The following is a 20,907-nucleotide window of genomic DNA, read 5'->3' on the forward strand; positions in this document are numbered from 1 at the left end:
ATAGCCGCATGACCTTATTTTTGGCGCCTGCTTAATCTGCGTTTATGGTTCTTTCTTTACGGCGCTATACCCTTCTCCTTTTACCCTTTTATACCCTGGCCCAAACGAATCCGGATATAGCCAATACGGCTCAGTCGGATACCGTTCGGGAAGAGGCTCATACCAACAACCGGGGTGGACAGGCCGTCATTTTTGCCCCACCCACGCGTCGTCGCAGCGTAGAGGCCGTTGAGGTCGGCAGCCGATTACGAATTGACGGTCGGCTTGACGAAGCTGAGTGGCAGCAGGCGCAACCTATCCGCCAGTTTGTTCAGGTAGACCCGCAGCAGGGCCGGGCCGCCACCTTCGATACCGAAGTTCGAATGCTGTTCAACCGCCAGTATCTGTACATAGCCGCTGTTAACCGGGATACGGCTGGTCGGCGATCGTTGCGGACGCCCAACTTTCAGCGTGATTTTCAGTCCAGAGCCCACGACTTCTTTGGTATTACCTTCGATGGGTTCAACGACCGCCGGAACGCCATGGCGCTCATGACCAACGCCTACGGAACCCAGCGCGACCTGCTCAGCTTTGATGATATCCTATACGACACCGATTGGGATGGCCTCTGGAAAGTACGCACCACCCGAACCGACTCGGGCTGGATCGCTGAACTGCAGATACCCTGGCAAACGCTCCGGTATCCGCAATCAACGGATTCGACCCAGACCTGGGGTATCAACTTTTTCAGAAATCGACGCGCCACGAACGAGCTGTCGGCCTGGTCGGCGTTTCCCAGGGCGTTTCCATCGGGCCTGCGCATGGAGTATGCCGGGCAGGTAACCGGTCTCAAACCACCCCCACCCCGCCCCAACGTTCGCGTTCAGCCGTACGTACTCCTCTCCGACGATGCGTATAACGGCTCCGAAACCAGTAACAACCGCACCACCCGCCTGAAACTGGGGGGCGACATCAAATGGGCCATCAACACCAGCACCGTTCTCGACCTGACGTTCAATACCGACTTCGCCCAGGCCGACGTAGACCGGCAGGTCAACAACCTGACCCGCTTTTCGGTGCTTTTTCCTGAACGGCGGGCCTTTTTTCTGGAAAATGCGAGTCTGTTCGGTGCAGGGCTGTCGGCAGTAAACGGCTTGGGGGAGGGGGGCAGCATGGGCATTCAGCCGTTTTTCAGCCGGCGCATCGGCCTGGCGACCCTGCCCGACGGCACCAGTGCCCCCGTACCCATCGATGCGGGTGCGCGGTTGGTATACCGATCGCTGGAGCGTAACTATGGCGGCATGCTCATTCGACAACGCGGCATCACGGGTAGCCCCGCTACGGATTTTCTGGTGGGCAGGTATGTCGAAAACGTGGGGAAACAGAACCGGATTGGCATTCTGGTCACGGGAAAAAACACCCACGCCACCGACACGACCGACAGCCGACAGGATGGTACAGTCGCGATCGATGGCTTTTTCCGGCTCGGTCAGTCGCTCAATTACAGTGCGATGCTGATCGGAACCCAGTCGTCCGAATCGTCGCCGGCCAAGGGCGGTGGGGCGGGTATGGCGGGCTACAGTCAGTTTTTTTACCGCTCCAACCAGGTAGTTGGCTGGCTGACCCAGACCGTTGTGACGCGGAATTTCAACCCGGCCATGGGCTTTGTTTCCCGCTCCGATGTGATCTCGAATTCGTTTGGCGGGTTTCTGGTCAACCGGGCCAGCTGGCTGCCGAAATGGGTACGCAACTTCGAGCCGGGCGCGTTTGCCGAGCTGTATCACAAAGCCTCTACGGGCTATCTGCAGGAAGCACAGTGGAACCTGAACCCGATCTGGTTCACCTTTCAGAACGCAGGAAACTTCGGCCTGTTCGTAAACCCTACGTTCCAGCGTCTCGACGATGGCGATTTCCGCCCGCTCGGTCTCGCGATCGCATCGGGAAAGTACCGCTATGTACGGTATTCGGTTCTGTTCGGCAGTGATCCGTCCCGGCGGGTATCGTACAACCTGACGGCTGAAACCGGGCGTTACTATGACGGCCGGCTTAGCTACGGCCGGGCGTCGCTGATTCTGGCCCCTGTTCCGCACGCGGCCTTCACCCTGAGCAGCGAGCTAAACGAGTTTCGTAACGTAGGCGGCTATACCGGCACCATTGCGCTCTACAGCATCCAGAACCGGCTGGCCGTAAACCCCCGCCTGCAACTGATCAGCTTTTTCCAGCGCAATACCTTTACCGACCGAAACGTCTGGAATGTTCGACTGGCGTGGGAGTTTCAGCCCCTGTCGTTCCTGTACCTGGTGTATAACCGCGGAGTCTACGCCGGTTCGGTAGCGTCGGCCGACGGACTTATAGCCCGGCAGCAGGAACGCCATCTGATCGGTAAAATCTCGTATCTGAAACAGTTTTAGACGACCTGTTTTTCGATGAGCAGGATGAACAGGTGAATCACCTTGATGTGGATTTCCTGAATCCGGTCGGCATAGCCAAAATGAGGCACCCGAATCTCGACATCGGCCTGCCCGGCCAGTTTACCGCCGTCTTTACCGCTCAGCAACACCACCTTCATGCCTTTCTGGCGGGCGGCTGCTACAGCCCGGATCACGTTAGCTGAGTTGCCGCTGGTGCTGATGCCCAGCAACACATCGCCCTCGTTGCCCAGCCCTTCGATGAAGCGAGAGAACACGTATTCGTAGCCATAGTCGTTACTGACGCAGGAAAGGTGGCTCACGTCAGAAATGGCAATGGCGGCCAGCGACCGGCGGTCATCGCGGTAGCGGCCCGACAGTTCTTCGGCAAAATGCATCGCGTCGCAGTGGGAACCGCCGTTACCGCACGAAATAATTTTTCGTCCGTTTTTCAGAGCATCGCCCATGAGCCGGGCAGCCTGCTCAATAGCCAACAAGTGATCAGGGTTAGCTAAAAAGGTATCTAAGACTGACTGGGCTTCGGTCAGTTCCTGGCGAATCAGGTCAAGCATGGTACAGTGTACAGGTTCTGTTTCCAGTGTAACTGGGGTAGTAAGTGACCCCAAAGTTGAGCACTCTTCGCGGAAGCAGGAAACAGAATACCGAAAACTTCTTAAAAGACCCAGTTCCGATACGGCAGATTCCAGCGGAGGGCCAGGCTCGCTACCTGGCTGGTATAGCTGTAAGGGCGGTACTGGCTGTCCTGATAGCGATACAGGAAGCGGGCATCCAGAAAGACATTGTGCCGAACCATATACGAAGCCCGCAGGTCGGCGTAGGTAACGATGGTCTTGCGCCCCTGCCCGATAAAGTTTCCGTCTTCACTGACCCGGTCCGTATAGTCGAGCAGGATATTACCCCCGTAATTGCGACTCGGTCTTCCATCAGGCTCAACATCCGGCGGATCTGTTCCGAAGGTCATCAGTCCAAAAATACCGTTAACCGACAAGCGTTTGCGCTGATACCGGGCAATGAACAACTGCTCAATGAAGTTAGCGCCCAGCGGATGAGCCAGCGGCTGGCTAAAGTGGGCGTAGTTGGTTTGCCCGGCACTTACCCTCGGCGAGGCTTCGTGCGAGTAGGTATAGGGTCTGGCCAGATTCAGCTCGGCCTGCAGGTCGAGGTTGGGTACCCCAAAAGCGTCGATGTATTTGGCGCCCAGCTGAAAGGCGTATTTGTTGGTCCAGTCGCCATTACCAGCCCGGAGTGCGTTGATCCGAAATTCATCGAGCATCAGCTGGCCGTAGACCAGGTAATGCGACAGGAAATTGGCTTTGAAGTCGATACCCAGCAGCGCATTATCAGCACTCCCCTGCCCCGACTCCACATACCGGTACAGAATAATCGGGTTTAGGTAATTTAGATCGATCCGGTCGCGGCTGAATACCGTGGCCTCAAAAACACCCACGTTGATATGGTCATTGATATTGACGCTCAGGTGGTGCATGGTGGCAAATTTGGGCGGAATCAGCCGATCACCCTGCGGCAGGGGGGCCTGGGTGTTCAGCAGATGAGAGAACAGGTTGGTGTACTGAATCCGGCGGCCAAAGCGGGTCGAGAACTTGGCAAAAAGTGCCGGCGGGCTGTTGTCCGACAGGAAGAGCGAACGAAACCCGTTGCCAAAGAAATTGCGGTCGTGCCCAAACTGTATGTTGATAATTTTGAGTGCGTCGAAGGTAATGTACCCCCTGGCCGACAGGTAATCGACTCCGTTCTGCCCAAACCGTTTGATGAAACTTTCGCCCGGAGCCGACCCCTCTATGCCGTTGTCGCGGCTGTATCGGTCGCCATAGCGCTGGATGTATTCCGGAAAAATGACCTGGTTGTCCGAAAAATAAGTGTAGAAGCCTAACTTCTTGCCAATCGTTCCGCGCACTTCCAGACCGCGGGTGTTAACAAATAATTCCTGGCGACCGCCGGGTTGTCCGGCTTCTACGGCATATCGATAGTTGACATTCTCCAGCCCCAGGCCCAGATTGAAAACCGGGTTGACATGCAGGTCGAAATCGGGCGTTTGCAGACTGTAGAAATCGGCTTTTTTACGGTAAAAATTTTTCAGGAACGGTTTACGGCTATCGCCGGGCCCGGCGGGCGGCAACAAGTGGCGCGTAAAGGGGTCGGGGTTCAGCGAATCGATTGAGGAACCCGCCAGTTCCCAGCTGTCATCGCGCAGGTAATCGTAGTTAAAATAATCGGTATCTGACAGTTCGCGGGTGGGGTGAGCAGCCAGACTATCCGTCAGGCGGATGATACTATGCCGGTTATACGGCTTTACGGAACTGTGAAATCCTTCGGCCCATCGGTTCTGACGAATCTCCAGTCGATCAATCAGATGATAATAATCTGTGTTGAGTGGTACAAACGGACTTTGTGCCCAAACTGAAACAGAAATGAATAAAAAAAAGAAAACGTAAACGATACTACGCATGCATGTTACCGGCTATCGGTCGTTCTGGCTCTCGCTCGTGTTCACATTTGACCGTATGAACGGTCAAATTAAACAAATGGCTTGGATATACGACAAGCATCCGGCTAATTTACGCCAAAAGAACCCCCTTCGCCATGTTCGTTTTTACGCAGCAACCCTCGTTAGCTAACCAGTACATAGCCGAACTTCGTAACGTATCCATTCAGCAGGACCGGTTGCGGTTTCGGCGGAACCTGGAGCGGCTCGGCGAGCTGATGGCGTACGAAATCTCGAAAACGCTATCGTATCATAACGTTGCGGTACAGACGCCCTTAGGTACGGCAAACACCCAGGTAATCCGGCAACAGCCGGTGTTAGCCACGATTTTACGGGCTGGCCTGCCGTTTCACCAGGGGTTTACGAACTATTTCGATCAGGCCGAGAACGCATTTGCCGGGGCCTATCGGGGCTATACGCCCGGCGAAGAAGACACCTTCGAGATCGCGATGGACTATATCGTTAGTCCCGACCTGAGCGGAAAAACCCTTATCCTGTGCGACCCGATGCTGGCCACGGGCCGTTCCCTCGAAAAAGTGTACCATGCCTTACTACGCTACGGTATTCCGGCGCAGACCCATATTGCAGCTGCCATTGCCAGCCCCGAGGGAGTCCGTCATGTGCAGCGTCAGTTACCCCAATGCCACCTCTGGCTGGGTGCCATCGACGACCATCTGAACGAGCATGCCTACATTGTGCCCGGCCTCGGCGACGCGGGCGACCTGGCCTATGGCGGTAAGGTGTAGCCGAAAAGCCAGCGGGATGGGAGCCAATGAACGTCGCAGTAGCACGCTCATTGGCCCCCATCCCGCTGGCTTTTTACTCAGGTGACGCGCCTATCGAAGATCGACGACTTCAACGCCGGGGTGGCGGGCTTTGTCGAAAACGAAGTAGCTATCGGGCACGTTGACGTTGGGCGTGAACTTCGTAATCGAGTAAGTCGTGCGCTTGCCGTCTTTGTTAATGATTTCCCAGTTGCGCACCGACTTATCAGCTTTGTCGACCGAAATCTGCACCGTAGCAATCGGACTTTTCTTCCGGTTGGGGGTCAGTTCTATCACTTCCAGCGTACGCCCGCCCTGCTTCTGCTCTTTCAGGAACCGATAATCGAAGCCGCGCTTGTAGATCGTGTAGATCTGCGTAGGGTTCAGCTCGCTGGTGGCGCTGGCGTCATAATCCTGTACGTTTACTTCGTTCGTTTCTTTCACGTAGGTCGACATCGTCTTGCCGTCGGTGAAGACCTCCTGCCCGCCCAGCACCAGCCGAAACTTATCGTTCTTAACGGTCAAATCACCTTTGTACGAATCTTTGGCACCGCCCCCCACGCTGGCGTAGGTGAAACTGGCCTGATAGGACTTCAGGGCCTGGTATTTCTTGCTCATCGCGTCCAGAATGGTCTGCGCCCGCTTATCTTTCTGAGCCATGGCCGGTAGGGTAAGAACCATAACCAGACTCCATATGAATGCTATTTTTCTCATTGGGTATACGTTAATCAGGGATGCAGGCAGCCGCCTATGCCGGGCCACCTGTATAAGCATTGGATCAAAAAAACGGACAATAGTTTAACTGTAGGTCAGGTACGGTTTTACGGTACCGGCTTACCAAATGTACTTACTCGCCCTTCAGGCGTTTTAGCATCTCTTCGAGCGTTTGCAGGTCGGTTACGAGCACATCGCGGGCTTTACTTCCTTCAAACGGTCCAACAATACGGGCCGCTTCCAGCTGATCAACCAGCCGACCGGCCCGGTTATAACCAAGTTTGAGTTTGCGCTGGATGAGCGATGTACTGCCCTGCTGGTGGATAACGATAAGCCGGGCGGCCTCATCGAACATAGGATCCCGGTTGTCGAGGTCCACATCTTTTTCGTCGCCCTGCCCGCCATCGTCGCCAACAAATTCGGGCAACGCATACGCATCGTCATAACCCCGCTGATTGCCGACAAATTCACAAATGTCTTCAATCTCGTTCGTATCCACGAAAGGGCACTGCAACCGGATAATATCGGAGTTGGACGACAGCAGCATATCGCCCATCCCTACCAGCTGTTCGGCCCCGCCCGTATCAAGAATGGTCCGCGAGTCGATCTTCGACGTCACCTTAAACGACAGACGCGCCGGGAAGTTTGCCTTGATCAGACCCGTAATTACGTTGACCGATGGCCGCTGCGTAGCCACGACGAGGTGGATACCAATAGCCCGGGCCAGCTGAGCCAGGCGCGCAATGGGTTGCTCTACCTCTTTACCGGCCGTCATCATCAGATCGGCCAATTCGTCGACAATCAGCACGATGTAGGGCAGGAAGCGATGCCCTTTTTCGGGGTTCAGCCGCCGTTTCACAAACTTGGCATTGTATTCTTTCAGGTTCCGGCAGCCAGCATCTTTGAGCAGGTTATACCGGTTGTCCATCTCGATACACAACGAGTTCAGCGTGTTAACGACCTTCTTGGTATCGGTAATGATCGACTCCTCGGCGTCGGGCAGTTTAGCCAGAAAATGGCGCTCGATCTTGTTGAACAGGGTTAGCTCCACCTTCTTGGGGTCGACCAGCACCAGCTTGAGCTGCGACGGATGCTTCTTATAGATCAGCGACGTCAGCAGTACGTTCAGCCCAACCGACTTCCCCTGTCCGGTAGCCCCGGCCATGAGCAGGTGCGGCATTTTAGCCAGGTCGGCCACGTAGATTTCGTTCGAGATAGTCTTACCCAGCACAACCGGCAAATCGAACTTGCTGTTACTGAACACATCGCTCATCACCACCGAGCGCATGGACACCATCTCCCGATTCTTGTTCGGCACCTCGATACCGATAGTACCCATCCCCGGCATGGGTGCGATGATCCGGATCCCCAGCGCCGAGAGGCTGAGGGCTATGTCGTCTTCCAGGCTTTTGATTTTGGAAATCCGTACGCCTTTGGCCGGCACGATCTCATACAGGGTGACGGTTGGTCCGATCGAAGCCTGAATCGAGTCAATTTCGATACCGAAGTTTCGCAGGGTTGTCTCGATACGTTCTTTGTTGGCCGTCAGCTCATCGTCCGACACCGACGCTTTTCGGCTATTGGCGTATTCGGTCAACAGGTCGATGGTTGGGTACTGGTATTGGGGCAGGTCAAGCGTTGGATCATACAGGCCATGAACCGCTACCAGATCATCTTCCTCGAACGGGTCGGGCTCGTAGGTAGGCGCGGGCGTTGCTGCGAGTTCATCGGCTGGTTCCTGGTCGGCTACGGCGTCGCGGTTTTTGATCGTCAGCGTTACCCCGGTCGATTGGGCAATGACTTCGGGAGCCGCCGGTGGTTCACTGACGGGTTTAGGAGCCGATATCGGTGCTACGGGAGCCGGTGGTACGGGGGCGCTGGCCACGGGAGCCGGTACCGGTGGTTGCTCTTCTTCCTCGTCCAGATCGGCTTCGGCCTCAGCCTCGTCCACTTCGGTGTCCTCAAAGGTCTGCAGGGTATCATCGGCGTAGGGACGAACGCGGGAGGGGTTTTTCCGGGAGAAATCGGGTAGCCGGATCTTGCTGACATCGAAGAAGTAAACGATGAAGAAAAACAGCATGAACCCGATGAAGGCCAGGTTGCCCCAGCCAAACAGGCTGTATAGAGCCACGTTGACTTCGTACCCGATACCCCCACACCAGACGCTGGCCGTTTCGGCCGAGTCGGTCACCAGCACCACGTATCCGATGATCAGGCTGGTCCAGACCGCGGCAAAGAGCAGACCGATCGTAGCCCGGTTCAGCGGCACCAGCTCCTGCCGAAACACCAGTTTGTAGCCCGACAGAAACACGATCACGGGCAGGGCCAGCGCCCCTACCCCAAACCAGCGAAACACGAAGGCATGAGCAACCGAAGCGCCCACCAGCCCGAGCCAGTTCCGGGTTTCGCTACCCGACTCAGCCAGGGGTCGCGACAGCGCCGAGTCAACCGCACTCTGGTCGGCGTTGCCATGAAGCAGATACGATACAAAGGCAAACAGCAGGCCACCCGCCAGTCCCATCAACAACACCCCCAGCGTCAGGGTCGAACGTTGATCGGTCAGCCAGCGGTCCAGAGCAAGGCCCCAGTTAAATGACGATTTGGGTCGGGGGCGGCTTCCCGATTCACCAGTGCGCCCGGCCGGACGGGGCTCAGGAGATCGGCGAAGCGTATTCTGACGGGGTGAAGTGGTCGGTTGGGCCATGCGTTGGGTAGTAAGGCTGTGTCGGCAGGGGTAAATTTCCGCCTTTTTAACGAAAAATTATGAACTAGCGCGTGAAAAAGGAGTCTACGGTAGAGACGCGACCCATCGCGTCTCCTACGCGTCAGCCAGACCGTCTCCCATGCGCTATCTCAGCCCTACATAACCGCCTGGTAACTAGACCAAACTAGATCTGCCAACCCTAAAAACCACAAATCCCATTGACAATCAGAAGCAGCTGAAACGAGGTGGCCGGGGTAGCCAATGCAAGAGGGTGTTATGTTGTTACTGACGCCTGTAAAGACGTAAAGGGTTGCCGTAACGACGGACCGATCTCTACAGGAGGCCGCGGTTGATTCGTTTGGCCAGGGCGGGGCCTTCGTAGATGAAGCTGGTATAGACTTGTACCAGGCTGGCACCGGCGTCTAGTTTCTCGCGGGCGTCTTCGGCCGAAGCAATCCCGCCCACTCCGATGATTGGAAAGGTGCCGCCCGACCGCTCGTGCAGATACCGAATCACGGCTGTAGAGCGCTCCCGCAGCGGTTGTCCACTGACGCCCCCCGCCCCGATCTGCCCGACCTGAGCGGCATCCGTGACGAGGTTGTCGCGGCTGATGGTTGTGTTAGTGGCAATAACCCCCGCAATGCCGGTTTCGGCTACAATAGCGATGATATCGTCCAGCTGGCCGTCGGTAAGGTCGGGGGCAATTTTGAGCAGAATCGGTTTGGGCGCCGGTCGCTGCCGGTTTTCGGTTTGCAGGGCTGTCAGCAGGTTGGTCAATGGTTCACGTTCCTGCAGGTCGCGCAGGCCGGGCGTGTTGGGCGAACTCACGTTAACGACAAAGTAATCGACGGCATCGAACAAAGCCCGGAAGCCCAGCAGGTAATCGTTCAGTGCCTGCTCGTTGGGCGTATCTTTATTTTTACCGATGTTACCGCCTACGATGACCCGTCGGCCACCCCGGTTCGCCGAGAACTGACGCAGCCGCTCAGCCGCAGGCCCTGCTCCTTTGTTGTTGAAGCCCATTCGGTTGATCAGGCCCCGATCGGCTTTGAGCCGAAACAGGCGCGGACGCGGATTACCGGGCTGCGGCCGCGGAGTTACCGTGCCGATCTCGACAAACCCGAACCCCAGATCGCTCAACTCGCTGACCAGTTCGGCATTTTTGTCGAAGCCAGCCGCCATCCCCACCGGGTTTGGAAACGTCAGGCCAAAAACGGTTCGCTCCAGGCGCTTATCTTCCAGCACATACAGCCGTCGACACAGGGCCGACAGCCCCGGAATAGCCAGCGCAAACTTCAGGATTGACGTAACGGTATGGTGGATCGTTTCGGCATCGAACCGAAACAGCAACGGCAGGATAATACGGGTATACATGGCTACAAAGGTACCGAACTTACGGCCAACCGACGAAGGGTCGGGGCGGTAAGCCAGCTTTTTTACCGGTCCTGCCCGGCAGAACCGGCCTACCCGAACAAGCCCGACGAGAGATACCGGTCGCCCCGGTCGCAGATGATGCAAACAATGATGCCCGACTCCAGCTCCTGGGCCAGCCTGATAGCCGACCATACGCAGCCGCCACTGCTCATCCCGGCAAAGACCCCTTCTACGTTCGCCAGTTTGCGGGTCATGTCGGTCGCATCGTCGGCCGACACCTCGATTACCCGATCCACACGCTGCGGCTCAAAAATGCGCGGTAAATACTCGACCGGCCATTTCCGGATACCCGGAATCGACGAGCCATCGGTCGGCTGGCAGCCAACGATCTGTACGTTCGGGTTTTGTTCTTTCAGGTACCGCGACGTACCCATAATGGTACCGGTCGTACCCATCGACGAAACGAAGTGGGTAACCTGCCCATTCGTATCGCGCCAGATTTCGGGGCCGGTTGTCCGGTAGTGAGCCAGGTAGTTGTCGGGGTTGGCAAACTGATTCAGCATGAAATACCCCCCTTTTCTGACCTGCTCGTCGGCATAGTCGCGGGCGGCTTCTATGGTTTCGGTCAGGATCACGCGGGCGCCGAAAGCCTCCATGGTCAGCACCCGTTCGCGGGTTGAATTTTCGGGCATAACCAGCTCAATCTCGATATCATAAAGCCGGGCAATCATTGCCAGGGCAATACCGGTATTTCCGCTGGTGGCTTCGATGAGTTTGATACCGGGTTTCAGCTCACCCCGCTCCAGCGCCCCCTGAATCATGCTGGCTGCGGCCCGGTCTTTCACGCTGCCGCCGGGGTTATTTCCTTCTAGTTTACCGTAGAGTTGTACGTTGGGATTTGGATTCAGGCGATCTAACGACACCAGGGGCGTGTTACCGACCAAATCAAGCAAAGTAGCCATGCGAACTGATTTATTCTTGTGTTCTAGTCAAGGCTAAAGCGGCTCAATTAGTTCGCCAGCTGTCGTTACTACCCGGCGGCATCCTCGTAGCCCGGGCTTATTTAATAAATTTCGGCGCTGGCTAATGGCTTGACAGTGAATTTTGTGTAAACTTGTTTGACAGTGTGCGCGCAACGTACCGAAAGGTCAGTTTGCGTTACCATCCTGTCTATTTATTCACACCATCTTATTGAATAGTATCATGAAATCAACCTTGTTGACCAAGCCGCTGACCAAAGCACATGTCGAAGAAATTGCCGGTCAGTTTGAGATGCCTGATTTGACCCTGCCGTTCTGGGGGTACCGCAAAAAAATGCCGATGCATCGGATTGTCCGGCTCGAAGGCGAAGGCAATTACACCGTTTTTCACTTTGCCGATGGCAGTCAGCTGATGGTGTCGCTGACGCTGAAGAAGATGGAGAGCCGGCTCTCATCGAAAGTGTTCGTGCGACCGCACAAGAAGAACATCATCAACCTGCTGTATCTGGAAGGTATTCACCCTGACCAGCAGCAGTTGAGCGTAAGCCTGATCAACGGGCATCGCGTAGAGGTGTCGCGCCGGAAAGCCAGCCGATTCATAAAACAGGTAAAGGGCTTTCAGCAGGAGCTCGTAACCCTCTCTGACTTCAGGACCAACAGCCGCCTGGCGGCTTAATAGACAGGGGTTTAGCCAACCAGAACGGTGCTAAACCCCTGTTTCTTTTATTTGGCCTGTTTGGCCATTTCTTCATCACGCAGCGGCCGGCGCAGAATCTTGCCAACGTTCGACTTCGGCAGCTCATCGCGGAACTCAATCATCCTCGGGACCTTATAGGGTGTCAGGTTCTCGCGGCAGTACGCTTTTATGGTCTCGGCGGTCAGGGCCGGGTCTTTCCGGACCACGAAAATCTTGACCACCTCCGTCGACTTAGGGTCTGGTACGCCGATACAGGCCACCTCCATAACGCCGGGACACTGAGCTACTACGTCTTCGATCTCGTTGGGGTATACGTTGAAACCCGACACCAGAATCATGTCTTTTTTCCGGTCAACGATTTTGAAGAACCCATCTTCGTTCATCACGCCCACATCGCCGGTTTTGAACCAGCTGTTCAGCATCGATTTAGCCGTTTCTTCGGGGCGGTTGTAGTACCCGCTGAACACCTGCGGCCCCCGCGCCACAATTTCGCCGGGTTCGCCGATGGAAGCGTCGGTACCGTCTTCGCGAATGATTTTCATCTCGGTGCTGGGCCAGGGAATCCCGATCGTACCGACGCGCACCGACCCATCGATCGGGTTCGACGACAGCACGGGTGAGGTTTCGGTCAGGCCGTAGCCTTCGCAGGGGGTGTTACCGGTCAGCTTGGTCCAGCGTTCGGCAACCACCGTTTGCAGCGCCATGCCGCCCGCCGAGGTTACGCTCAGCCGACTCCAGTCTACCTCGCCAATGCGCGGATGATTCAGCAGGCCGTTGTAAAGCGTATTGACGCCCGTAAAGGCCGTAACCTTGTATTTTTTCAGGTCGTCGATAAAGGCGTTCAGATCGCGCGGGTTTGTAATAAGCAGGTTCATAGCCCCGCTTTTCAGGGCCGCCAGCGCGTTGGTTGTCAGCGCATATACGTGATAAAGGGGCAGAGCCGCGACGATAATCCCCTGTCCATCGGGTACGTTGCCGGGCGCCATCCAGACGTGCTGACATTCTACGTTCGAGATGATATTCCGATGGGTCAGCACAGCCCCTTTCGAAACGCCTGTGGTGCCGCCGGTGTACTGCACAAAAGCCATGTCCGTATTCCTGACGTCTACCGGCCGGAACGGCTGCCGACTGCCCCGGCTCAGCGCATCGCCAAACGAAATGGCGGCAGGCAGGTTAAAGGGTGGCACCAGCTTCTTGACGTATTTTACCACCGCGTTCACGATCTGCTTCTTGGGGAAACCCAGCAGATCGCCAAGACTCGTTACGACAACGTGTTCGATGTCGGTTTTGTCGAGAATCTTTTCCAGGTTGGCGGCAAAATTGGTCAGGATCACGACGGCTTTGGCCCCCGAATCCTTGAACTGATGCTGCATTTCGCGGGGGGTATAGAGCGGATTGGTGTTGACCACGGCCAGCCCGGCCCGCAGCGCCCCGAACATAGCCACGGGGTATTGCAGCGTGTTGGGCATCTGAATAGCAATTCGATCGCCCTTCTGCAAACCGAGGTCATTCTGCAAAAACGACGCAAACTGCAGCGACAGCTTATCGAGTTCGGCAAACGTAATCTGCTTACCCATACAGGCATATGCCGGTCGGTCGGCAAACTTCCGGAACGCTTCTTCCATCATAGCTCCCAAAGACGGGTAGGCATCCGGATTTATCTCATGGGGTACGCCTTTAGGGTAAAAGCGACGCCAGGGATATGCATTTATTTCTGTTGACTGCGTATCCATGTGAAGTGGGCTTATTTGGTAGTTCAACAAAAATAAAACGAAAGCAGGAAATCTTTGTTCTGTTTCGGGAATATACCAGCAGTGACAAGGCCATAAAAAGCAAAAACCGCCGATTGTGTCGGCGGTTTTGCGGCTTGTGCTCCCGAAGGGACTCGAACCCCTATCGTCGGTACCGGAAACCGAAATTCTATCCATTGAACTACGGAAGCCTATAATCCCCGGTTTGGGAGTGCAAATATAATAGATTAGTCGACTAGAGCGCAACCCCGACCCGGAAATTCTTTACAACAGCTTCATGGTTTCGTAGTCGCCGACGTGCTGGAGGTACAGAAAATGGATCAGCAGGCCGTTTACGTTGTTGACCAGCTTATGCGCTTCGGGCAGGGTGGTCACCGCCGTGGTGATCCGCTCAAACTCCGATGCGTTACCCATGTCTTTGTGGTGGAAAGCCATAATTTGATCGCGGGGCAGCTCGCGCTCGATGTAGAAAAAATGCATGGCTTCGTCGCTGGTGCCGGTGCTGGGAAACCAGAGCCGGGGGTTCAGTTTGGTCAGGTCGGCGGCTGTGGCTTCCAGACCGATTTCCTCGCCCAGCTCGCGGGCGGCTACCTCGTCGGGGGCGTCGTCGGCATCGACCATACCGGCCGGGTGTTCGTAGGTATGCGAGCCGTCGGAGATACGTCGCTGGCGGACCAGCACCACAAATTTTTCTCGGGTGTCCTGGTCAATCAGGCAAACCAGCACCGAGGCTGCGTGGCCTTTCAGAAACAGCGCGGGCGGGATCTTGTCGCCTTCGGGGGTGTCGGCATCTACCTCCAGCATGGCAAACAGTACTTCGCCGTTGTGACGGTGGCGGACGTAAAAGTCTTTTATCTCGTTTATGGTCAGACCGTTACTTTCCATCTGGCTTTTCCAGAAACGGAATTTCGGTGCGTCCTGAATGGCTTCCAGCCTGCGTTTATCACTCATAACAACATCCATCGGCTGACCCTATGCACATGGCCAGCCAATCGGGTAACCGCAAGTTAGCGAGCTTGGTTGTGAAAACAGCCCGCAACGCGCGTTTACGGGCTGTTTTAAGAGAACAGAAGGTCATTTGACTGGTAGCGCCAGACTCCGCAGGTACCGGCCAACGAGCTAGTTTACCTTCAGGCGGACTTTACCGTCGGTCAGTATGATCTCGTCTTTTTTGTCCTGTTTCTTATAGCCATTGCCTTCGGGGTCGATGTCCGAATCATAGCCCGATGCCTTGGTAATGGCTTTATCTTCCATCTTGTTGATCAACCGGCCCATACCGCCGAAGACCGTAGCCGTGGCTTTTTCTTTCCAGTAAGTGCCGGCCAGCTTACCGCTGAACGTAGCCTCCAGAAACCCGTCGGTACCGAGTTTGACACTGATGGTTTCGTCGTTATTCTGCGACTTACCCACGTGGTATTCCATGCGGGGCTCCCGGGTTTCTTCGACGTATTTGATGATGGCAATGCCTTTGTACTTGCCGAAATCTTCGTACTTCTGCCGGTTTTCCTTCGTATCGGGCTTGTCGGCATCAACAACCAGGTAGGTACCGGACTCGAGCGCATCGCGCCGGTCGAACGTACCGAGCCAGATGCGGAGCGATTTGTCGGGCTTGACGGCGTTGGCCGTAACCCACCAGTAGTTGCCGACCCGAATTCGGCGAGGCTGCGTCGTATAGTCTTTCCCATCGACCTTGACGCTGAGCGTATTGTCATTCGCAATTTTTTGGCCGATGGCGGCTACAGCCGTCAGGAGAAAGCAGGCCAGAACATAAACCGTTTTCATCGCACTTGTGTGATTGGGCTATCTTATTTCCCATAAACGTAGGAAAATAAGGTAACCTGTTCCTCACCCTTTTGAGTATGCGGTTTATCGGATCAGAATTACATTACTAACGGCCCGTTCGCCGGTATGAATCCACTGCTTACTGTCTGACGGATAGTTCACAACGCCCTGTTCGGACACTTGCTTTACCCCCGGCAAACTGGGTTGGAGCCAGAGCGTCGTTGACCCGCCCCCGTCCAGATTGATCGCGTCGCGGCAGCCGAGCCAGCGCATCAGCCGGGTTAGCTCGTGGAGGTTCATACCCTGTGCGTTGGCGTTGCGCCCGTCGACCGTGGCCAGCACCAGCCGTCGGCCAGGGCCCAGGCAAAGGCAAGTCCGCGGATGGCGATTGTCGTTGAAGGCATTCTTCGCCAGCGGATTCGGCTGGCCGTTCTGGAGCAGCAGCGGGCCGGTTGTCATTACGTTCTCGTCGGGAAGCTGACGATCCCAGCCGGGCTGGTTACCGCCGTGTACGATACGCACCCGGTTTCGATCAATCGTTATGGCCGACTGCTGATGCTCGGGCATGCTCTTGCCCGACAGCCGGGTGGTATCGATCAGCCGCCCGTCTATTTTGATCAGATCGACCGAGCCTCCCTGCTTCACATCGAAGAACGTCCCGTTCAGCGCTACCAGCGCCCGGTCCCGTTTCCCAAACCAACTCGTTGGCTTCAGGCTGTCGCCCGCCGATCCGAACGCTACAACCGGCCGTCGGCGTCGGTTTTTGAGTACCACCAGGTTGACATTCTGCTTTGACCCAAACAAACTGTCGAACTGCGCTTCCTGCCAGCGGAGGTGCCGGGTCAGGCGCGTAGTACGCCAGCGGGCCTTCGTCACCTGGGTCGAATCGGAAGTTGGCTGGGCATACAGGCTGGCGCTGGTGACCAGCCACATAACGAAAAAGAGGTTGTTTTTCATGATCGGTTGAGATTCAGTTATTGACCTGGGCAGGCCTGAAGGGTTGTTTGGGTCGTTCGTATGATATTAATGGCCCTCGCTGGTTTACAGTGTTTGGCATACCGACTTCAGGAGGCATCGTAAAGCACGGTTGCTCAACGTGGAAGCTCCGGGCTATCAGGGGGCAACTGTAAGTTTATACCCTGCTTCGTGGAGCCAATGATCAGCGCTGGCCTTCATGCCAGTCTGTAACGGGTTACTTCCTGGCTTTTTGGATATAGTCCGCCACTACCTGTTCCAGAATGGGCAGCGTAACAGTGCCCTGCCCGAGTAACGCATCGTGAAACTGGCGGATGTCGAATCGTTCTTTCAGGGTTACTTCGGCCTGTTTGCGCAGTTGTTTGATTTTCATCTCGCCGGTTTTATAAGCCAGCGCCTGCCCCGGCCACGAAATGTACCGATCAACCTCGGTGCGGACTTCGTGGAGCGAAAGCGCGGTGTTTTCGGCCATAAACTGCATGGCCTGCTCGCGCGACCAGCCTTTGGCGTGAATACCCGTGTCGACCACCAGCCGACACGCGCGCCACATCTCATAGGTCAGCCGGCCAAAGTCGCTGTAGGGATCGGTATAGAATCCCATTTCGCGGCCGAGCCATTCGCAATACAACCCCCAGCCTTCGCCAAACGCGTCGACGTACAGAAACCGCCGGAATACGGGCAGGCTGGTCAGTTCTGCCGATAGGGCGGTTTGCAGATGATGGCCCGGCACGGCTTCGTGCAACGTCAGCGCTTCGAGCGTGTAGAGCGACCGGCTGGGCAGGTTGTAGGTGTTGACCCAGTATTGACCCGCCGTTGTACCGCCCAGCGGAGCGCCCACGTAGCGGCCAGCCGTATATTTTGGCGCTATGGCATCCGGCACCGGCGATACGCCATACGGCTGACGCGGCAACCGACCAAAGAAAGCAGGCAGCTTATCGTCAGCGCGTTTGGCAATGTAGCTCGCTTCGCGCAGGAGCTGACCGGCGGTTTTCGGGTAAAACTGCTCGCTGGTTCGGAGGAATTTCAGAAAGTCGGCAAACGAGCCGGTAAAGCCGGTTTTGACCATCACCGCATTCATTTCAGCCCGGATTCGGGCTACCTCGGCCCCCCCCGTCTGGTGAACCTGGTCGGGGGTCAGATCTAAGGTCGTGTAATACCGCACCCGTTCCTGATAATAGGCTTCGCCGTTGGGTAGCGCACTGGCACCCAGCGTAGTGCGCAGGTTGGGCAGGTAGTCGGTATCCATAAACGCGCCGAACTGACGGTAACCGGCAACGGCTCCGTCCATAACCGCCTGACGACCGGCTTTCTTCAGCCGTTCCCGATCAGCGGCCGAAAAGGTGGCGGGCATCCGCTCAAACGGTTTGTAAAAAACCGAGCTGGCCGGATCGCTGACGATGTGCGCCTGGTAGGTCGTCTGGTAGCCTTCCATAACGGCCCGGGGCTGGGTCATCCCCAGTTTCAGCCCGTCACGCAGGAGCGCCACCACCTCGGTCATCTGCGCCGGAAACCCCATCAGCATCCGGATGTATCGCTCGTAGTCGGCTACGGTCTGAAACGGGAGCTGAGCAGGTATGAACGACAGGTCGGTATGCGGGCCACCTTCGGCCAGGAGGGGGTTCAGGTAGGTTTTCAGTTTGTAGTCGCTGACGTAACTATCGAGCAGATAGATCAGCAGGCTCGCGTTCGTACGGTTGGCAGCGCTAAGCTGGTGAGCCGGCAGCGCCTTCAGCTCGGTCAGCTTCTGCTGGTAAAAGGCATGTCTTTTCTGAAAAGCGGCTTCGCTGTAGGAGAAAAGCCGATCGGGCGATTGGCCCTGACCGGTCATGACAGCCAGCAAAGGTTCATCGGCCAGCCGGAACGCCCATACATCAGCTATCACTTTCGTTACCCGCTGGTCAGGGGTCTGGGCCCAGGCCGGAAAAGCCAGGCAGAGAAAAAGAAGTAGTCGATTGTACATATACGGTGGTGGGTAAGGATAAAAAAGGCCACGGATAACATCGATCCGTGGCCGGGTACTTATTTCTGCGTCAGCCCCTGTGCGTCAGGACCAACGTATCGCTCGAAGAACTCGTAAATGCGCAGCAGCCGGTCGATACGCTGCCGCACGTTGCCGGTCCGGCTCAGCTCGTGGGTAGCGCCGGGCATACGCACGTACTCGACCGGACGACCCAGAATTTTCAGGCTCTTGTACATCATCTCCGACTGGATGATACCCGTCCGCAGGTCGTTTTCCCCGTGTTTGATCAGCAGCGGGGTGCGAATGTTCTGCACGAAGGTATACGGTGAGTTGGCGTCCAACACCCTGGCCTCGGGTGTCCAGGGGTAGGCGAAATAGTTCGGAATAAGCCGCCAGGCATTGCCTTCGCCCAGAAAGGTGGTCAGATCATAAACGCCCCGCTGCGCAAACGCGGCTTTGAAGCGGTTGTCGTGCCCAACAATCCAGGCAGTGAGGTAACCGGCGTATGAGCCACCCGTAATCACTTGCCGGGCGGTATCGACCCAGGCTTCGCGGGCCGCGTCGGTAACGGCCGCCAGCACGTCTTCGGCGGGTCCGGTGCCCCAGTCCTTGATGTTGGCCCGCTGGAAGTTCAGCCCGTACCCGCCCGATCCGCGCGGATTGGCGTAAACGACCCCGTATCCCTGCGCGCACATGTACTGAAATTCGTGCCACATAGACGCTTCGCCCGGTCCCCACATGGCCGTTGGGCCGCCGTGCATATTCAGCAGCAGCGGGTATTTTTTGTCCGCTTCCAGCTGGCTGGGCTTCATGATCCAGTAATCGACGGTTTGCCCGAGCGAGTTCTTGTACGTACGCTTCTCCGGGAAGCTCAGCTGCCGTTGCGCCACCCAGTCGTTATGGCTGGTCAGCTTGACACCCGCCAGCGTGGGGGTAGCCGCTGGTCGGCTGCTGCCGTTACTGAAATCAGCCTTATACAATTCTGAGGGGTTAGCCACTTCGGTTTTGGCGTATACCAGCTGGTTGCCGGCCACGTCAAAATAAGTAACGCCACTCTCGAAGTCCGACAGCTGGGTTACCTGCCGGGTAGACGGGTCGAGCCGGTACAGCGGGGTACCGCCATTCGACGATGCGGTGAAGTACAGTACGGGGGTGGCGGCAGCGCCTTTCCGGGCGGCCGGGGTCACCGACCAGGTCAGGCTGCCGGGCGCCCGATCGAAGGTAACGAGCCGAATGTCCGACGCCTGGCTACCGTTGAGCGTAGCCAGCCCGATCTGCCCGAAATTGACGCCTTCTGATGCGCTGACCAGAAACGCCAGCGTCCGGCCATCGGGCGATACTTCGGGTGAGCCGTATCCTTTGCCAGCTTCGGCCAGTACGGTGGTGCGGTTACCCGACCCATCGGCCGGAATGAAAATAATGGCATTATCCTGCTCCCGGTCGGGGTGGCGGGTCGAGTCGCGGTCGGTAACGGCCAGAAGCCCCTGCCCGCCGGGGAGCCAGGTGCCGGCCTGTACGGAGGCAAAGCCACGCGTCAGGGGTTTGGGCGTCGCGCCTTCGCGCACGTCGATGACGTACATGTGCGTAAAACTCAGGTCCGGCTCCGTTGTCGACTCCCCCTGAAAGTTGAGTCGGTTGATGACCTTCGCCTTTTTGTCCTCTACATCTTTATTCAGATAGGCCCGGATTTCGGCCAGCGACCCGTCGGGGTTAGCTTTCGTTTTAGGGTCGGCCTTTATGAAATCATTGGTCCGGAAACCGGGTTTCTCGAGCGACCAGGCGGGGGTTTTACGGCCCGGGTTGAGCAACGAATCTTTCAGCATCTCGGCCATCGATACGGTCGACGAAAACGCGATTCGTTTGCCATCCGGCGACCACATCGGCCCCGAAGCGCCGTAGGGCAGGCTGGTGAGCTGGTAGGCCTCTCCCCCATCCATCGGCATAACGAATACCTGGCTCTTGCCTTTTACGGTTCGCGAGAACGCCACGTACCGACCATCGGGCGACCATACCGGCTGGCGGGCCGACTCGTTGCCGCGCGTCAGGGCTTTGGTATCGCCGGGCTGGAGGCCGGTCAGGTAGATGTGGGTTCGGTAATCGTATTCGTTGGCTTCGGTGGCGGGCTCGGTCGTGGTAAGCGTGTAAACCGCCCGCTTGCCATCCGGTGATAGTTCAATGCCCGATACCTGCCTGATACGGGTAATGTCGGTAACGGTAATTTTGGTCTTTGTTTGGCCCAGGGCGACCTGCGCAGTCAGAAAAACAAGAAGAAGTGTTCGGTTCAGCATAGCCGGT

At 56.6% G+C, this 20,907-nt stretch carries 15 protein-coding genes and 1 tRNA gene; 3 read left to right on the top strand and 13 right to left on the bottom strand.

Features of this window, described 5'->3' with window-relative positions:
- Positions 1 to 44 precede the first annotated feature (44 nt).
- On the top strand, positions 45 to 2,390 hold the full coding sequence (locus EQG79_RS24750) for a carbohydrate binding family 9 domain-containing protein (protein ID WP_129605200.1): 2,346 nt from the start codon (positions 45 to 47) through the stop codon (positions 2,388 to 2,390).
- On the opposite strand, the gene lpcA is transcribed toward EQG79_RS24750, so the two are convergent.
- Positions 2,387 to 2,959, bottom strand: a complete 573-nt coding sequence (gene lpcA, locus EQG79_RS24755) for a D-sedoheptulose 7-phosphate isomerase (RefSeq protein ID WP_077923755.1) — start codon at positions 2,957 to 2,959, stop codon at positions 2,387 to 2,389. The genes EQG79_RS24750 and lpcA overlap by 4 nt on opposite strands.
- Positions 2,960 to 3,060: 101 nt before the next feature.
- A complete protein-coding gene (locus EQG79_RS24760) occupies positions 3,061 to 4,875 on the bottom strand; it encodes a hypothetical protein (protein ID WP_077923754.1) in 1,815 nt (604 codons plus the stop codon).
- A 134-nt stretch (positions 4,876 to 5,009) separates the two neighbouring features.
- On the opposite strand from EQG79_RS24760, the gene upp reads away from it, so the two are divergent.
- On the top strand, positions 5,010 to 5,657 hold the full coding sequence (gene upp, locus EQG79_RS24765) for a uracil phosphoribosyltransferase (RefSeq protein ID WP_077923753.1): 648 nt from the start codon (positions 5,010 to 5,012) through the stop codon (positions 5,655 to 5,657).
- 90 nt (positions 5,658 to 5,747) lie between these two features.
- On the opposite strand, the gene EQG79_RS24770 is transcribed toward upp, so the two are convergent.
- The 4 genes from EQG79_RS24770 to cysM all read right to left on the bottom strand — a co-directional run bounded on the left by EQG79_RS24770 (position 5,748) and on the right by cysM (position 11,429).
- A complete protein-coding gene (locus EQG79_RS24770; protein WP_129605203.1) occupies positions 5,748 to 6,389 on the bottom strand; it encodes a LolA family protein in 642 nt (213 codons plus the stop codon).
- Positions 6,390 to 6,522: 133 nt separating this feature from the next.
- Entirely contained in the window at positions 6,523 to 9,093 is a 2,571-nt protein-coding gene (locus tag EQG79_RS24775) for an FtsK/SpoIIIE family DNA translocase (RefSeq protein WP_129605206.1), read from the bottom strand.
- A 333-nt stretch (positions 9,094 to 9,426) separates the two neighbouring features.
- Entirely contained in the window at positions 9,427 to 10,467 is a 1,041-nt protein-coding gene (locus EQG79_RS24780; protein ID WP_129605209.1) for a quinone-dependent dihydroorotate dehydrogenase, read from the bottom strand.
- 89 nt (positions 10,468 to 10,556) lie between these two features.
- On the bottom strand, positions 10,557 to 11,429 hold the full coding sequence (cysM, locus tag EQG79_RS24785) for a cysteine synthase CysM (protein WP_077923750.1): 873 nt from the start codon (positions 11,427 to 11,429) through the stop codon (positions 10,557 to 10,559).
- 241 nt (positions 11,430 to 11,670) lie between these two features.
- Here cysM and EQG79_RS24790 point away from each other — a divergent pair, with 241 nt between their 5' ends.
- Positions 11,671 to 12,123 (top strand): LytR/AlgR family response regulator transcription factor, encoded by a 453-nt coding sequence (locus EQG79_RS24790; protein WP_077923749.1) that lies wholly within the window; start codon positions 11,671 to 11,673, stop codon positions 12,121 to 12,123.
- A 47-nt stretch (positions 12,124 to 12,170) separates the two neighbouring features.
- Here EQG79_RS24790 and EQG79_RS24795 read toward each other — a convergent pair whose 3' ends face one another.
- The 7 genes from EQG79_RS24795 to EQG79_RS24825 all read right to left on the bottom strand — a co-directional run bounded on the left by EQG79_RS24795 (position 12,171) and on the right by EQG79_RS24825 (position 20,900).
- Positions 12,171 to 13,877, bottom strand: coding sequence for an AMP-binding protein (locus EQG79_RS24795; protein ID WP_077923748.1), 1,707 nt, complete (start codon positions 13,875 to 13,877; stop codon positions 12,171 to 12,173).
- A 137-nt stretch (positions 13,878 to 14,014) separates the two neighbouring features.
- Positions 14,015 to 14,086: transfer RNA gene (locus EQG79_RS24800), tRNA-Arg, on the bottom strand.
- A gap of 73 nt (positions 14,087 to 14,159) precedes the next feature.
- Entirely contained in the window at positions 14,160 to 14,846 is a 687-nt protein-coding gene (locus EQG79_RS24805; protein WP_129605212.1) for an NUDIX hydrolase, read from the bottom strand.
- A 168-nt stretch (positions 14,847 to 15,014) separates the two neighbouring features.
- On the bottom strand, positions 15,015 to 15,677 hold the full coding sequence (locus EQG79_RS24810) for a hypothetical protein (RefSeq protein ID WP_077923747.1): 663 nt from the start codon (positions 15,675 to 15,677) through the stop codon (positions 15,015 to 15,017).
- A gap of 84 nt (positions 15,678 to 15,761) precedes the next feature.
- Entirely contained in the window at positions 15,762 to 16,634 is an 873-nt protein-coding gene (locus EQG79_RS24815) for a phosphodiester glycosidase family protein (protein ID WP_129605215.1), read from the bottom strand.
- Between the two features lie 235 nt (positions 16,635 to 16,869).
- Positions 16,870 to 18,612, bottom strand: coding sequence for a DUF885 domain-containing protein (locus EQG79_RS24820; RefSeq protein WP_129605218.1), 1,743 nt, complete (start codon positions 18,610 to 18,612; stop codon positions 16,870 to 16,872).
- A gap of 59 nt (positions 18,613 to 18,671) precedes the next feature.
- Positions 18,672 to 20,900, bottom strand: a complete 2,229-nt coding sequence (locus EQG79_RS24825) for a S9 family peptidase (RefSeq protein ID WP_129605221.1) — start codon at positions 20,898 to 20,900, stop codon at positions 18,672 to 18,674.
- Positions 20,901 to 20,907: the final 7 nt, after the last annotated feature.

Source organism: Spirosoma sordidisoli, from assembly GCF_004138325.1.
GTDB classification, from domain to species: domain Bacteria; phylum Bacteroidota; class Bacteroidia; order Cytophagales; family Spirosomataceae; genus Spirosoma; species Spirosoma sordidisoli.